Source organism: Enterobacter cloacae complex sp. IR5401 (assembly GCF_049238425.1).
Classification (GTDB): domain Bacteria; phylum Pseudomonadota; class Gammaproteobacteria; order Enterobacterales; family Enterobacteriaceae; genus Enterobacter; species Enterobacter hormaechei_C.
This window is the reverse complement of record NZ_JBMKHN010000002.1, coordinates 512307-527275: the sequence shown is the minus strand read 5'-3', so window position 1 is coordinate 527275 and position 14969 is coordinate 512307. Positions and strand designations below refer to the sequence as shown.

At 56.0% G+C, this 14969-nt stretch carries 14 protein-coding genes and 1 pseudogene; 5 read left to right on the top strand and 10 right to left on the bottom strand.

All coding sequences use genetic code 11. From position 1 onward, the window contains the following. Positions 1–94 precede the first annotated feature (94 nt). Positions 95–370, bottom strand: a pseudogene (locus tag ACOTX1_RS05535) (LysR family transcriptional regulator); the annotation flags it as partial. A gap of 621 nt (positions 371–991) precedes the next feature. On the opposite strand from ACOTX1_RS05535, the gene ahpC reads away from it, so the two are divergent. After that, the gene (gene ahpC, locus ACOTX1_RS05530) at positions 992–1555 is read left to right on the top strand and encodes an alkyl hydroperoxide reductase subunit C (protein ID WP_003858764.1); all 564 of its coding nucleotides are present in this window, start codon (positions 992–994) and stop codon (positions 1553–1555) included. 242 nt (positions 1556–1797) lie between these two features. Continuing rightward, positions 1798–3363 carry an alkyl hydroperoxide reductase subunit F gene (gene ahpF / locus ACOTX1_RS05525; protein ID WP_022650587.1) on the top strand — a complete coding sequence of 522 codons (1566 nt, stop codon included), beginning with the start codon at positions 1798–1800 and terminating at the stop codon, positions 3361–3363. 59 nt (positions 3364–3422) lie between these two features. On the opposite strand, the gene uspG is transcribed toward ahpF, so the two are convergent. Next, positions 3423–3851 (bottom strand): universal stress protein UspG, encoded by a 429-nt coding sequence (uspG, locus tag ACOTX1_RS05520; RefSeq protein WP_022650588.1) that lies wholly within the window; start codon positions 3849–3851, stop codon positions 3423–3425. A gap of 181 nt (positions 3852–4032) precedes the next feature. Here uspG and ACOTX1_RS05515 point away from each other — a divergent pair, with 181 nt between their 5' ends. Beyond that, entirely contained in the window at positions 4033–5271 is a 1239-nt protein-coding gene (locus tag ACOTX1_RS05515; protein WP_015571156.1) for a zinc-dependent alcohol dehydrogenase, read from the top strand. Positions 5272–5281: 10 nt separating this feature from the next. Here ACOTX1_RS05515 and yldA read toward each other — a convergent pair whose 3' ends face one another. Together yldA and rnk are read right to left on the bottom strand one after the other, a co-directional pair. After that, positions 5282–5371, bottom strand: a complete 90-nt coding sequence (yldA, locus tag ACOTX1_RS05510) for a small membrane protein YldA (RefSeq protein WP_015571155.1) — start codon at positions 5369–5371, stop codon at positions 5282–5284. Between the two features lie 137 nt (positions 5372–5508). After that, positions 5509–5919 carry a nucleoside diphosphate kinase regulator gene (gene rnk / locus ACOTX1_RS05505; protein WP_006809650.1) on the bottom strand — a complete coding sequence of 137 codons (411 nt, stop codon included), beginning with the start codon at positions 5917–5919 and terminating at the stop codon, positions 5509–5511. A 262-nt stretch (positions 5920–6181) separates the two neighbouring features. Between rnk and ACOTX1_RS05500 the strand changes: the two genes are divergently transcribed. Together ACOTX1_RS05500 and ACOTX1_RS05495 are read left to right on the top strand one after the other, a co-directional pair. Continuing rightward, positions 6182–6802 (top strand): flavin reductase family protein, encoded by a 621-nt coding sequence (locus tag ACOTX1_RS05500; RefSeq protein ID WP_003858756.1) that lies wholly within the window; start codon positions 6182–6184, stop codon positions 6800–6802. 1 nt (position 6803) lies between these two features. After that, positions 6804–7658, top strand: coding sequence for a helix-turn-helix domain-containing protein (locus tag ACOTX1_RS05495; protein ID WP_023315609.1), 855 nt, complete (start codon positions 6804–6806; stop codon positions 7656–7658). A gap of 3 nt (positions 7659–7661) precedes the next feature. Here the strand turns inward: ACOTX1_RS05495 and ptsP are convergent, their stop codons facing one another. From ptsP to rna, 6 genes are all read right to left on the bottom strand, one after another. Then, positions 7662–10157 (bottom strand): phosphoenolpyruvate--protein phosphotransferase, encoded by a 2496-nt coding sequence (gene ptsP / locus ACOTX1_RS05490; protein WP_023315610.1) that lies wholly within the window; start codon positions 10155–10157, stop codon positions 7662–7664. A 22-nt stretch (positions 10158–10179) separates the two neighbouring features. Then, positions 10180–11220 (bottom strand): aminopeptidase, encoded by a 1041-nt coding sequence (gene ypdE / locus ACOTX1_RS05485; RefSeq protein WP_023315611.1) that lies wholly within the window; start codon positions 11218–11220, stop codon positions 10180–10182. 2 nt (positions 11221–11222) lie between these two features. Next, positions 11223–12305, bottom strand: coding sequence for an aminopeptidase (gene ypdF / locus ACOTX1_RS05480; RefSeq protein ID WP_023315612.1), 1083 nt, complete (start codon positions 12303–12305; stop codon positions 11223–11225). A gap of 11 nt (positions 12306–12316) precedes the next feature. Further along, on the bottom strand, positions 12317–13567 hold the full coding sequence (locus tag ACOTX1_RS05475; RefSeq protein WP_023315613.1) for a PTS fructose transporter subunit IIC: 1251 nt from the start codon (positions 13565–13567) through the stop codon (positions 12317–12319). 27 nt (positions 13568–13594) lie between these two features. Further along, on the bottom strand, positions 13595–13918 hold the full coding sequence (locus ACOTX1_RS05470) for a PTS fructose transporter subunit IIB (protein ID WP_017382483.1): 324 nt from the start codon (positions 13916–13918) through the stop codon (positions 13595–13597). Positions 13919–14091: 173 nt separating this feature from the next. Then, on the bottom strand, positions 14092–14901 hold the full coding sequence (gene rna, locus ACOTX1_RS05465; RefSeq protein ID WP_023315614.1) for a ribonuclease I: 810 nt from the start codon (positions 14899–14901) through the stop codon (positions 14092–14094). Positions 14902–14969 lie beyond the last annotated feature (68 nt).

Genomic DNA, 14969 nt, shown 5'->3' with positions numbered 1-14969 from the left:
AGCGCACTAAGACCGCACGAATATAATGGTGGGTTAACGCCAAACGAATCAGAAAACCGATACTGGAAAAACTCTAACGCGGTGGCCAGTTTTTGTTGACCACTTCAATCGTCTGCTCAAGCTGATTGAGATTTTTTTCCAGATGATGATGCAGGTTGGTACCTACCGTGGTTGGCGTAATTCCCTTCCCTGAACGGATAAACAGGGGGTCATTAAGCTGACCGCGCAGGCGTTGCAGCGACTGGCTGACGGCGGATGGCGTGATATAAAGCGTCTCGGCAGCCCTACTGATACTGAGGTGTTGGTAAATGCATTCGAAGATGACTAACAGATTGAGATCGAATTTTTTTAGGTCGTAGAGGTTTGCCATGTTTCGTCCTGAGTGAGTTGAGTTTGCTGTCGTTATCACATCCTGGAGTACGACAGAGGGAAGTTACCCTTTACAATCCGTGTGAATAACTCGCTTAATTTAAAATTTAAGTGATCTTAATATATCACGGCTTTGGATTATTGAAACATAACTTCAAGACTAATTAAGATAATTTTATCTTTAAAGTTTGATTGAATTACTTGAATGAAAAGTGGTGTTTATATATAGCGTGAAACCCATAATGAAATTAAATTTATAATCTTTCAGAGACCTCTTCGATACTGCCTATCACAGCCATAGGCAGGACTATCCCTCTTATGCATTGCTCAATGCGCGCAGGGGTGCTGTAATCAAAGCGCTGTTACGGCCTTGATACAAGGTATGTAGAGCGCAACGCAACGCCAGCTTCGGCTGGCACTGAATGTACCTGCGGGGAATTCAGGTATCAGGGCCGCCCGTTGAGGCGGCCTTTTTACTTTTAGGCTTTCCTGTAAAAGGTTCACCTTGCTGTCTTGTTGCTGTTGTAAGGTTTGGCTGATTGATTTGATAAAGCATACGCATTAGCCCCGATGGATAAAGTTGGTTACCTTACATCTCAACGAAAACACGGAGGAAGTACAGATGTCTTTGATTAACACTAAAATTAAACCTTTCAAAAACCAGGCGTTCAAAAACGGTGAGTTCATCGAAGTAACCGAGAAAGATATCGAAGGCCGCTGGAGCGTGTTCTTCTTCTATCCGGCTGACTTCACCTTCGTTTGCCCGACCGAACTGGGCGACGTGGCAGACCACTACGAAGAACTGCAAAAGCTGGGCGTAGACGTTTACTCTGTTTCTACCGATACCCACTTCACCCACAAAGCGTGGCACAGCAGCTCTGAAACTATCGCGAAAATCAAATACGCGATGATCGGCGACCCGACTGGCGCCCTGACCCGTAACTTCGACAACATGCGTGAAGATGAAGGCCTGGCAGACCGCGCGACCTTCGTTGTTGACCCGCAGGGCATTATCCAGGCTATCGAAGTTACCGCTGAAGGTATCGGCCGTGATGCATCTGACCTGCTGCGCAAAGTGAAAGCGGCTCAGTACGTTGCTTCTCACCCAGGCGAAGTGTGCCCGGCGAAATGGAAAGAAGGCGAAGCGACGCTGGCGCCATCTCTGGACCTGGTCGGCAAGATCTAAATTTCCGTCGTTTTTCACGCCATAGCTGCATTGGCGTCGCCTGCTCACCCCGGTCACTTACTTCAGTAAGCTCCCGGGGATTCTCAGGCTAGCCGCCTTGCTCTGACGCGAAATACTTTGGAAATTGTTTCAGTCATGGGCGCTCCCCGCGCCCATTTCATTCCAGCACCATGATGCAAGTTGCATTCAGGCAGCCCGTATAAGGCGGCTTGCATGATGACGTTTTAAGAGAGGGAAGAATAATGCTCGACACTAACATGAAAACCCAGCTCAAGGCCTACCTTGAGAAACTGACCAAACCTGTTGAGCTGATTGCCACGCTGGACGACAGCGCGAAATCGGCAGAAATCAAAGCACTGCTGACAGAGATTGCTGAGCTGTCGCCGAAAGTGACCTTCAAAGAAGACAACACGCTGGCAGTCCGTAAGCCTTCTTTCCTGATCGCCAACCCAGGGTCTGACCAGGGGCCGCGTTTCGCGGGCTCTCCGCTGGGGCACGAATTTACGTCCCTGGTGCTGGCGCTGCTGTGGACCGGTGGTCATCCGTCAAAAGAAGCGCAGGCGCTGCTGGAGCAGATCCGCGATATCGACGGTGATTTTGAGTTTGAAACCTATTACTCGCTCTCCTGCCACAACTGCCCGGACGTGGTGCAGGCGCTGAACCTGATGTCTGTCCTCAACCCACGCATTAAGCACACGGCGATTGACGGCGGTACGTTCCAGAACGAAATCACCGAGCGCAACGTGATGGGCGTTCCGGCGGTTTACCTGAATGGCCAGGAGTTCGGCCAGGGACGCATGACGCTGACCGAAATCGTCGCCAAAGTGGATACCGGCGCAGAAAAACGCGCGGCGGAAGAGCTGAACCAACGCGATGCTTATGACGTGCTGATTGTTGGCTCAGGCCCGGCGGGCGCGGCGGCAGCGGTCTACTCCGCACGTAAAGGGATCCGTACCGGTCTGATGGGCGAGCGTTTCGGTGGTCAGGTTCTGGATACCGTAGACATTGAAAACTACATTTCCGTGCCGAAAACCGAAGGCCAGAAGCTGGCCGGTGCGTTGAAAGCGCACGTCAGCGACTACGACGTGGATGTCATTGACAGCCAGAGCGCCAGCAAACTGGTTCCGGCGGCGGTCGAGGGTGGTTTGCACCAGATTGAAACGGCGTCCGGCGCGGTGCTGAAAGCGCGCAGCGTGATCATTGCCACCGGCGCGAAATGGCGCAACATGAACGTCCCGGGCGAAGATCAGTATCGCACCAAAGGCGTGACCTATTGCCCCCACTGTGACGGCCCGCTGTTCAAAGGTAAACGCGTCGCGGTGATCGGCGGCGGTAACTCCGGCGTGGAAGCGGCTATCGATCTGGCGGGAATTGTGGAACACGTTACCCTGCTGGAGTTCGCTCCGGAGATGAAAGCGGACCAGGTGTTGCAGGATAAGGTGCGTAGCCTGAATAACGTCGACATTGTGCTCAATGCCCAGACGACAGAAGTGAAAGGCGACGGCAGCAAAGTGACTGGTCTGGAATACCGTGACCGCGTGAGCGGCGATATCCACAGCGTAGCGCTGGCAGGGATCTTTGTTCAGATTGGCCTGCTGCCAAACACCACCTGGCTGGAAGGCGCTATTGAGCGTAACCGCATGGGCGAGATCATCATCGATGCGAAATGCGAAACCAGCGTTAAGGGCGTATTTGCGGCGGGCGACTGCACCACCGTGCCGTACAAACAGATCATCATCGCTACCGGTGAAGGTGCGAAAGCGTCGCTGAGCTCGTTTGATTACCTGATCCGCACCAAAACTGCATAATAAAAGAAAGCAAGACGACACCTGCAATGCCAGAGGCCACCTAAAGGTGGCCTCTTTTTTTATCTGACGACCATCACCGGAATGTGGGTGTGGCGGATCACGCTGGAGGCGTTCGACCCCAGCAGGTGAGTGGTGATGGAAGGGTTACGTGAACCAATCACTACCACGTCGGCATTTAATTCCCCGGCAAGCTCATTAACGGCGTCGCGCACGCTACCGAACCGGACGTGGGTTTTGATGCGGGAAGGATCGATGCTGAAGTGCCCGACCATGGTTTGCAGGCGCGTCTCGGCTTCGTGCTGTAAATGCTCTTCAAAACGACGCACATCAGCAGCGAAACGATGCAGGCTCAGGCTGGCAGAGCCCGGCAAAACATGCAGAAGATGAATAATTCCGTCCTGCTGCGCGAGAAATTCCGCGTGACGTATAGCCTTATCACTCAGTTCCATTTCAAAAACATCAACCGGCATAATGATTGTTTGATACATAACCGTTTCTCCTTGTTAATAAACGCTGAAATCATTCAACCACAAAATATAAATGGTTTCTGTAATCCCGACAGCACTTTTTTATCTCGCCAGGATAAATCTCAAAACAGCCGGATTCCGGGGCAGATCCCGAGAGGTAGCTACCCTTTTATAAGCTTACCCACACCCTTTCGGAGGTTGCATGAAAGCTCTCACCTATCACGGTCCACATCATGTTCGGGTCGATAATGTCCCCGATCCGGGCATCGAACAGCCTGACGATATCATCCTGCGCGTAACGGCCACGGCGATCTGTGGTTCTGATTTGCATCTTTATCGCGGAAAAATTCCCAAGGTCCAGCATGGCGATATCTTTGGTCATGAATTTATGGGCGAGGTGGTGGAGTGCGGGAGCGAAGTGAAGAACGTGCAGAAAGGTGACCGGGTGGTGATCCCGTTTGTAATTGCCTGCGGTGACTGCTTCTTTTGCCAGATGCAACAGTACGCGGCCTGCGAAAACACGAATCGCGGGCAGGGCGCGGCGCTGAACAAAAAGCAAATTCCCGCCCCTGCCGCGCTGTTTGGCTACAGCCATCTTTACGGCGGCGTGCCGGGCGGACAGGCGGAGTATGTGCGCGTCCCGAAAGGCAACGTGGGGCCGTTTAAAGTGCCTCAGCTGCTGTCTGACGACAAAGCGCTTTTCCTGTCAGATATTCTGCCTACCGCCTGGCAGGCGGCGAAAAATGCGCAGATTCAGAAAGGCTCCAGCGTCGCCGTATTCGGGGCCGGGCCGGTGGGGTTACTGACCATTGCCTGCGCGCGGCTTCTCGGCGCAGAGCAGATTTTTGTGGTTGATCATCATCCCTATCGACTGCGGTTTGCCCAGGAGCGCTACGGCGCGATCCCGATTAACTTTGATGACGATAACGACGCGGCGGAGAAAATCATTGAGCAAACGGCCGGACAGCGCGGAGTGGATGCGGTGATTGATGCCGTCGGGTTTGAGGCCAAAGGCAGCACCACGGAAACGATCCTCAGTAACCTGAAAATTGAAGGCAGCAGCGGCAAAGCCCTGCGCCAGTGCATTGCTGCGGTGCGGCGCGGAGGCGTGGTCAGCGTGCCGGGTGTGTATGCCGGTTTTATACACGGCTTCCTGTTTGGCGATGCCTTCGATAAAGGGCTGAGCTTTAAGATGGGGCAGACCCACGTCCATGCCTGGCTGGGAGAGCTGCTGCCGCTTATCGAAAAAGGGCTGCTTACACCGGAAGATATTGTCACCCACTATCTTCCGCTGGCTGATGCGGAGCGCGCCTATAAAATCTTCGAAAAACGGGAGGAGGAGTGCCGCAAGGTGATCCTGGTGCCTGGTGCAGACACCCCGGAGGCAGCGCAGCAGAAAGTGAAAGGACTGGTGAATGCCTTCCCCGGCGGCGTTGTGTGAGGTTCCTCACTCACCAGTGGCGCTCAAGGTATAGCACCGCCACGACGAGGATCGCCAGGATGATGAGAAAAACCAGTGTGATAACAAGTATCTCACCCATGACCGTCCCCACGGCACCACAACAGAGTAAGCGTGGATTAAGCGGTTTTTGTCCGATATAACACAATCGGGTGAATTTGCGGAAAGAGGATGCGGGTGCATCCTCTGTGCAAAGCGGGGTCGCTTGTTCAGAAGGGATTAACGCAGGTAATCGCCAGCGGCTTCGGGCTGGTAGAGCAGCTCAAGCACTTCCAGGTGAGCTGAGGCACCGCCAGGGAGTTCCCAGTGGATAGTATCGCCTGTGCGCAGTCCAAGCAGCGCCGCGCCCACGGGTGCCAGCACCGACAGTTGCGTGCTGCTGTCGGTCATCTGCGCCGGATAGACCAGCGTACGGGTGAGCTCCTCGCCGGTGGTCAGGTTGCGGAACTTCACCTGGCTGTTCATGGTGACCACATCATGCGGCATGGTCTCAGGCGTACACATCTGCGCCCGGTCTAGCTCTTCGTTCAGCGCATCGGCTACCGGCAGCGAGGCGAATTCTGGTTTCTCCAACAGTCGGTCAATACGTTCTGCGTCGAGTTCATTGATGATAATCGTAGGTCTGGACATTTTTACTCCATGTCGTTAATGCTGCGTGTAACGCAGAAACCAATCCAAAAGAAAACCCTCGCCGTCTGGCAGCGAGGGTTTAACTTAGCTGATGATACTGTTTGAAACCGTAAGTTTGAAGTGATGAAGGTCACAATCATGCGCCATATGAATTTTTGGCAATAAACCCGGCGTCCCGATTCACGCTGAACGGAAATTTCGTTACGCTGGAAAGACTGAACCCGGGCAATGCGCGTTGCAGCCCCAGCGTAGAGAGAGCGATATGTACTTTTACCAACCTTCTCAGGGGCACGGCCTGCCGCACGACCCGCTGAACGCCATTATCGGTCCACGTCCGATTGGCTGGATCTCATCCTGTGATAAGGCCGGTCAACTGAACCTTGCCCCGTACAGCTTCTTTAACTGTTTTAACTATCGCCCACCGATCATTGGTTTTTCCAGCAATGGCTGGAAGGATAGCGTGCGGAATATTACCGAAACGGGGGAGTTTGTCTGGAACCTCGCAACCCGCGATCTGGCCGAGGCGATGAATGAAACCTCCGCCACGCTCCCTCATGGCGAGGATGAATTTACCTTTGCCGGCCTGACGCCCGTAGCCAGCCAGCTTGTGAGCTCGCCGCGCGTGGCGGAAAGCCCGGTGAATTTCGAGTGTCGATTGTCACAGTGCATTCAGCTTACCGGCGCGGATGGGACACCGATTGATACCTGGCTGGTGCTCGGCGAAGTCGTAGGCGTCCATATCGCCGAGAGTTTGCTGGAAGAGGGGATTTACCAGACCGCGAAAGCGCAGCCCATTCTGCGTGCGGGTGGACCGACGGCCTACTATGCCATCAGTGATAGCCATCGCTTCGACCTGGTACGCCCGGATGCGCGCAGGGGGTAATATGCGCGCAACCCTGTTGCCCGCCGATCAGCAGTTTTTTGCCGATCTGTTGAGCGGCCTGGTGCTCAACCCACAGCAGTTGGGGCGAGTCTGGTTTGCTCATCGTGGCGCGTCTGACGCTGTCGGAAGCGTGAGCCGCGACTGGCCACGGCTTGACGTCGTTCTTCGCGGGGAATATGGCAACAGACTGGTTGCCGGGCAGCAGCCCCTCCACCAGGGGGAAATGCTGTTTCTTCCCGCCCAGGCCGCCAGCGTCCCGGTGTTTGAACGACCGGTCATGCTGCTGAGCATTCTTTTCGCGCCGTCGTGGCTAGGGCTGGTGTTTCATGATACCCGGCACGGGCGATCCGTGCCTGCGCAGCGACACGTGGAGCTTCCTCACCCTGAACGAGGTGAATGTGCCGCGATGCTGATGGCCCTGACGCACCTGAGCGCTTCCCCGCAGGACCAGGCTATTATTCAACCACTGGTGCTGAGTCTGCTGCACTGGTGCCGTAAAGTGGTGTCGTCGCTGCCTGAACCGGGAGTGTCGCGCGGGGATTTCCTCTATCAGAGCATTTGTAACTGGGTGCAGGAAAACTATGCTGAACCCCTGTCGCGGGACAGCGTCGCTTTGCTGTTTAATATTTCGGCTAACCATCTGTCACGCCTGTTCTCTCAACAGGGGACGATGAGTTTTGTGGATTACGTTCGTTGGGTGCGTATGGCGAAGGCGAGAACCATCCTGCAAAAATACCACCTGCCGGTGGGGGAAGTGGCGAAGCGCTGTGGCTATGCCGATAGCGACTATTTTAGCCGTCTTTTCCGGCGCCAGTTTGGCCTGACGCCGGGGGAGTATCGCGCACGCTTTCAGTGACAGTCAGAACGTGATTTCAGCGTTCAACAGATCCAGGATACTTTGCGGCGTCGTTGCTGCAAACAGCGACTCGCGAAATGTTTTATTGACCAGCTTCCGCGCCAACTGGGAAAAGACCTTCACGTGATTAATCCCTTCCTGAGCGCCGAGCGTCAGCATGATCACCAGCTCGACGTCGCCCAAATCCGACTCCCAGTCAATCGCCTTGTCCAGACGGGCAATGCTGATGCTGGAGTGGCGTATCCATTGCGATTTGGTGTGAGGGATCGCCACGCCAAACCCGACGGCGGTGGTGACAATCTCTTCGCGCTGCCAGAGATCTTCTTCAAGCTCGAGCGGGTTTTCGGTCCTGCCATGAATCGCAAGATTTCCGCATAAGAACTGAAGCACCTGCTCTTTTGAGGTCAGCGGCTCATTGACCACGATAGTCTCCAGCGCCAGCAATGGACGCGGCGGCGCTTCCGGTGTGAAATCCGCCAGCAGGGCTTCAATCTCCTCTGCGCTGCGGCTGTCGCAGGCCTTATCTGCCAGCGCCCGGCAGGTCGCCATGTCCAGCTGACGCAACTGGGTTTTTACCGCAGGGATGCGCGGCCCGCTCATGCTGAACTCATCCAAGCCCAGCCCAAGCAGAAGAGGGAGGTAGCGCTGCTCTCCGCCAAGTTCCCCGCAAATGCCGACCCATTTCCCGTGACGATGCGCTGCGGTGACGATCTGGCGAACCATGCGTAAAAAAGACGGTGTGATGGGGTTATACAGCCCCGAAACGCGCGGGTTGTTGCGATCGACAGCGTAGAGATACTGAGTCATATCGTTCGAGCCGATACTGAAGAAATCCACCTCTTCGCAGAAGTGATCGATGATAAAGCAGACTGAAGGCACTTCAACCATGATCCCCAGCGGCAGGCGCGCGGTGTGACGTAACCCCTGTGAGGCCAGGGCGTCACGAACGTTTTGCAGCTCCTGTTTGATCCATAAAATCTGATCGAGGCTGTGCACCATCGGGATCATCAACAGCGCATTGCCGCTTGCGCCTGCGCGTAAGATCGCGCGCAGTTGGGTGCGGAAGAGATCGGCAAATTCGGGATAAATGCGAACGGCGCGATAGCCGAGGAACGGGTTTTCTTCCTGGGGAATGTTCAGGTAAGGGATCTGCTTATCGCCGCCGATGTCCATTGTGCGAAAGATGACCGGCTTGCCCTGCGCGGAGAGCAACACCTGCTGATAGGCTTCGAATTGCTCCTGCTCGTCCGGCGCGGTGTCTCTGTCCATATACAGCATTTCAGTGCGAAACAGCCCGATACCCTGCGCACCGCAGGTAAACGCCCCGGGCGCTTCCAGCGCGCTGCCGATGTTGGCGGCAATCTCTACCGGTACGTTGTCGCGGGTGAGCGCTGGAAGACCCGCATCTTTAATCTGCTGCTGGTGGCGTCGGTCGGCAAGGCGCTGCGCCACGCTGTAGTAATCATTCACCGCGTCGTTGGGTTCAACGACCAGCACGCTACAGATGCCGTCCAGAATGACCTCTTTTCCCATCAACGGCGCCAGTGAGGCGACCGTTAAACCACTCAGCACAGGCACGGAGGCCGCGCGTGCCAGGATCAGCGTATGCGACGTCCGGCCTGTTTTTTCAAGCACCATGCCTTTCAGGTACTGCGTGTCGAGGCTGAGAAACTGGCTGGGCGTCAGATCTTCCGCCACCAGAATGGTGGGGGCGCTAAGGGTGAATGCGGAGGTTTGCTGCAACTCCGGCCAGGTAATGTTAAGAAGCTGCTCGCTGATGTCGCGAATATCGCTGACGCGTTCACGCAGGTAATCGCTGGCGGAGAGTGACAGCTTGTCGCAGATCAGCTCCATATTACGAATGTTCGCCTCCGCAAGGCTTAGCCGCTCCTCGGCGATCAGTCGGCGTATGGTGCCGCCAAACTCCTCATCCTGGATCAGCGAAAGATGCGCGCTAAGAATGGTTTTACTCTCGCCGTCGAGCCCGCGCAGGCGGTGGTTGAGCCGTTCGGCCAGCGTCGCCAGGCTGTGTTCCAGGCGGGTAATATCTTCCGGCGAGGCGGGGATCTGACAATAACGTTTGAGGTTATCGCTCTGCCAGCCTCGCAGAGTGCCAGCCCCGATGCCACTGGCGAGCGTAATGCCGTGCTGAAGATGGGGAGCAAGCCTTACAAGCGAGCGGGGCAGGGGATGCGCAACGTGCGGCGCGTCGCCGGAGGGAATACTGTCGCTGTCGATAAACGCGCCGGTGAGATACGCCTCCAGCACGCGTCGGGCCTGCTCCTCGTCGCTGCCGTTAATTTCCAGCACGCAGCTGTCATTAAACAGCGTACCGGTACTGATCAGCGCCAGCGAGCTTTTGGCATCCGCGTGAGTGTGAAGCCGTCTGTTGATAAAACGGATGTCGCTGCGCCATGCGCTGCACTGCTCTTTTAACGCCCAGGCCGGACGCGCATGCAGGCCGTTGGGCAGTGGGCAGAAAAATTCAATTGAAAGCATACTTCCTCCTGGCCGCGTGAGATCAGCATCTGAAGTCCGTCAGATGATCCACGGTCTCACGGTTCATGCCTGCCACAAGCGCGACAAGCAGTTGTTGGGTGTGATGAATGTCTTTTTCGTCGGCAATGGATGCCGCGCAGTGCCCGTGTCGGGTAGGGGGACCAAGCACAAGAGTCGGCACGCCAGTGCCGAAGAGATGGATCGCCCCGCCGTCCGTTCCGCCGTTGCTGAACATGTCTTTTTGCAGCGGGATCCCCTGCGAGCGCGCGATTGTCTCAGCCAGCGCAATCAGTTTGGCTGGGGCGATGAGCGTTTTGTCGTACAGCACCAGCATCGGGCCCGCACCGATCTGGCGATGGTTGGCGCTGCCATAATCGAAATTTTTTGACCAGCAGGCGGTATCCAGCACCAGCGCGATATCAGGATGAATGGCGCGCGTGGCGGTCTGGCCGCCGCGCAGGCCGACCTCTTCACTTGAGCTGGCCACCAGCCAAAGCTCGCAGTCGAGCGGCGTCTGGTGCAGCTCGCGCAGCAGCGCAATCAGCAGGTAACAGCCGAGACGATCGTCGAAGGCTTTACCCATCACCCGATTGTGGGGAAGGGTCTGAAAGGGTGTATCGAACGTCACGCGGTCGCCTGCGTCGATACCGGCGGCGAACACCTCCTCCGCCGACGTCGCGCCAATGTCGACACGCAAATTGTCAACGTTTTCTCCTTTCAGATCCCCATCCAGCAGTCCCGGTATTTTTTCCCCGTTACGCGTGGTGATGCGCACCGGCTGAAGGGTACGGGCCATCATGCGCACGTTGCCGATGGGCAGGACATCAATGGCCCCTTCGCGCGAGACGCTACGCACCATAAAACCGACTTCATCCATATGGGCGCAGACCATCACCTTCGGGCCCCGGCTCTGGTTGACGCGGATAAGCACGGAACCCAGCCCATCAAACTGAACCTCTTTATGGTACTTTTGCGCCTCACTGAGCAGGATGTCGCGCACCTCTTGCTCTGAGGCCGCAATGGCGTCTGCTTCGCTCAGGGCGCGCAGTAAATCTCTGTCCACTCTTATTCTCCCGTCAGCAATAGCTGTTTGTCGAAGGTATAAAGCACCTCCGCACCCGTTTCCGTCACCAGCACCACATCTTCAATTCGTACCCCGCCCAGGTGTTCAAGGTAGATCCCCGGCTCAACGGTCAGCACCATGCCGGGCTGCAACGGGGTGCGGTCGGTAGGGGAAAAACGTGGATTTTCATGAACATCAATACCAATGGCATGGCCGGTGTTATGCCCGAACTGCGGACCGTAACCTGCACGTTCAATCACGGAACGTGCGGCGCTATCGATCTGATGACAGGAAACGCCGGGGCGGATGGCATCAATAGCTGCCTGTTGTGCCGCCAGAACGATCTGGTACACCGCATAGAGAGGGTGTTCCTCCGGCGGCGTGTTTTGCCCGGCGACAAGAAAGGTCCTTGTCATATCCGAGCAATACCCCTGGTGTTGGGCGCCGAAATCAAGGGTGATCATCTCGCCAGGCATAATCACTTTGTCAGAGGCTTTGCCGTGGGGCAGCGCACCGCGCGGCCCGCTGGCGACAATGGTGTCGAAAGAGGGCTTGTCCGCACCCTCCTGCTTCATAAACCACTCCAGCTCGGCAGCGACTTCACGTTCGCGCATACCGGGCTGAATGAAACGCCGGATGTGCTGTGCGGCGCGGTCGGCAATGCCGCATGCTGCACGGATACGGTCGATTTCGTCAGCGGTTTTTATCTGCCGCAGCGCGTCAAGCGAGGTGCTGCAAAGGGCGGTATTCAGCGTATCGCGCCACAGCACGCCTGTTTGCCAGCTCACGTATTCACCCTCAAAGCCAAGACGGGTGAGAGCTTCCTTCGCAATAATCTGATTTACCGCCTGCGCAAGCGGGTTCTCCGTGTTAAGCAGGTGCATCTCATAGCCCGCCGCTCGTGAAGCGATATCGCTGTAGTAACGGAAATCCACCAGGATATGTGCCGCGGTTTGTGTCACCAGTACATAGCCCGAACCGGTTGAAATGCCCAGGTGCGGCTGTTTATTCTGGCGCGAAGAGATGAGCACGCCGTCCAGTTTTTCCGCAGCCAGCCAGGCACGAAGCCTTCTCAGTAATTCCATGTTTCTCCCCGTTACAGCGTGTTGATAGCGAGTTTCCCGCGCTTGTGCAGACTGTTACGAATAATCACTACCAACAGCGCGGTGATCGCCGCCCCGACCACAATACTGAGCATGTACGCCCCCAGATTGGTGACCAGTGGCCACGCCCAGATCGCCGATTCAGGGAACCACTGCACGGCACCGAGCGCGGTGGCGGTCATTGCACCGGCGATCGCGCCCGCCATATACGCCGGCAGCGTCGCAAGCGGATTTTCCAGCAGGAACGGGATGGCCCCTTCACTGATGCCCATAAAGGCGAGGAACATGGCCGTTTTGCCTTGCGGATAAAGCTGCGGACTAAACAGGCGTTTGCCGGTCAGACGATGGTCAATCAGCGTGGCCAGCCCCAGACCAATGGGCGGAATAACAATCGCCACGGCGCGGGAAGTGATGGGCAGGACATGATCGGTTGTCAGCCCCAGGCCAACAAATCCCGCCGCTTTGTTAATGGGGCCGCCAAGATCAATCGCCGTGGCCGCCGCCATCCCGATGGCGTACATCATGGAGCCCGCCTGACCCGCCGCCAGCAGTACGGTCCGCATACCTGCATTCAGCCAGCCGCCAATCGGCGTAATGATGTAATACATCGCCAGCATCACAAACAGCGCCGAGAGGATTGGGATCAGAAAAGTGCTTTTAAAGGCCAGCAGATACTGTGGAACGTTAATGCGGCTATTCAGCCATTTGACCAGATAGCCTGCGGCTATGGCGATAATCAGCGCGCCAATAAACGTGGAGGGCACGGGTTTGGTGGCAAGCCAGGTCAGTTTTTCCGCATCAAAGTTCAGCACCAGCGTCGGCTGCGTGGCGACAAGGCCACCAATAAACCCGGCCGGGAAGGCCAGTTTTCCGCCGATAGAGTTGGCGACAAAGGCGGCAAACATTGGGATGGCGAAGCTGAACAGCAGCCCGCCGAACGATTCAGTCAGATAGCCAAATTTCAATAGCGAGAGATTGAAACCGGTGAATTTGCCTGAGTTAAGCGCGTCGAGAATACCGGTGTCAGGCGGGATCTCCAGCCAGACGTAGGCGATGAGCTGTGAAATGGCGAGGATAACCCCGCCCATGATAAGTGTTGGCACCATGCGGGATATCCCCGACATAATGTGCTGTGGAAGCTCTTTCCAGAAAGACGCACCGGCGGCAACCGGTGCGGATTTGATGGCAAGTGTGTCACCCTCGTGACTGTCCGGGCGAACCGCGCTGCGTTTTTTAATAGCCATGACGAAAACCCCTGGATGTGAAGATTATTATTGTTCTGCTGCAATCATCTCTTCGATCTCTTTCAGGGTGCCTGCCGCGTTTTTAATGGCGTCCTGAAGCGTAATCTCATACACGTCGCGCGTTTCGAAGCGTTCATTGTCTTCCGGGGTGATCGCGATGGCGTGGATGATAATGTCAGCGTCGGCAATATCCTGCGGGGTCAGGCGATTCTGGATCCCGTCCGCGCCCTGGGTTTCAATTTTTACCTCATAACCGGCTTCCGTCGCCGCGTCTTCCAGCGCCTGGGCTGCCATGAAGGTATGTGCCAGGCCCATCGGGCAGGCGCACAGTGCAATCAGTTTTTTAGCCATGTGAAATTCCTCCTGTAGATAACGCCACGATTATGACGGGGAGGTTTCAGTGATGTTTACCAGATTAATAATGCTTTTGCTGGAAAAATGATGCGTGTGAGCGGAAGTGTGAGGTTAATCGTCATATCACGGAAGCCAATGAAAAACCGGGCAAAAAGTTGCCCGGCGCAGCATCAGTAACCGGCTTTATCAATGACAAACTGTTTGCCGCAGTTGCCCGGATGCGGCTGTGGCGCAAAGGAGCCGTCAGAGAGTGGGTTGTTGATGGTGCTGGCGTTCAGCGAGATCTGCATTTCGGTCAGATAAGCCGGATTGCCGTGGCAGGTAAGCTTGAACGCTTTTACGCTCTGTTTTCCCCAGCTTTTGGCCACGGCTGTATCGAAGTCGCTGCGGCGGACGCTTTTGCCATAGTTTTCCGCCAGAAATTTTCCTGCCGCGCTGTGCTTCACTTCCTGGTTCATGCGCACCATGGTGCCGAAGTAAGCGTCGGGATCAAAACCAAAGCAGACGCCGTGTTTCGCGTATTCATAACGTTCAAGGCAGGAGTTGCCGCCCGCGCCGGGCATCACGCTGTTCAGCTTCGCCGCGCCCGTTAGCGATAGTCCGGTCTCTGCGGCGTCACATTTGCGGCTGGCTTTTGCTTCCGGCATATTCGGAACCGGACGAGTGGCGCAGCCGAAGCGCATCCAGCGGCGTTCATCCACTCCGCGAGCGGCAATCGATTTCGGCAATGCTGGCCATAAGCCGTGGACGGTCAGAAAATCGGTTTTGTTGCTGCTCTCTTTTTGCAGGCGACACTCTTCCGGTTCGTCACGGTTACGTTCGACCATGCTCTGGCAAAATCCGGTTTGCCAGGAAAGGGCCAGAACGTAGCGATCGAAATCGCCGTACTGGGTTGGCTTAAGCGGATCTGCCTGAATTGAGAAGACACAGAGTGCAAGCGCTACTGCGCCAGACGGGATAACGATATCCTTCCTGAACATTTGCTTTCCTGATTGGTTGGGCGCGATTAATTTCTGGGGGTTATTAAAGCACAAAAAGCGCCCGCAGG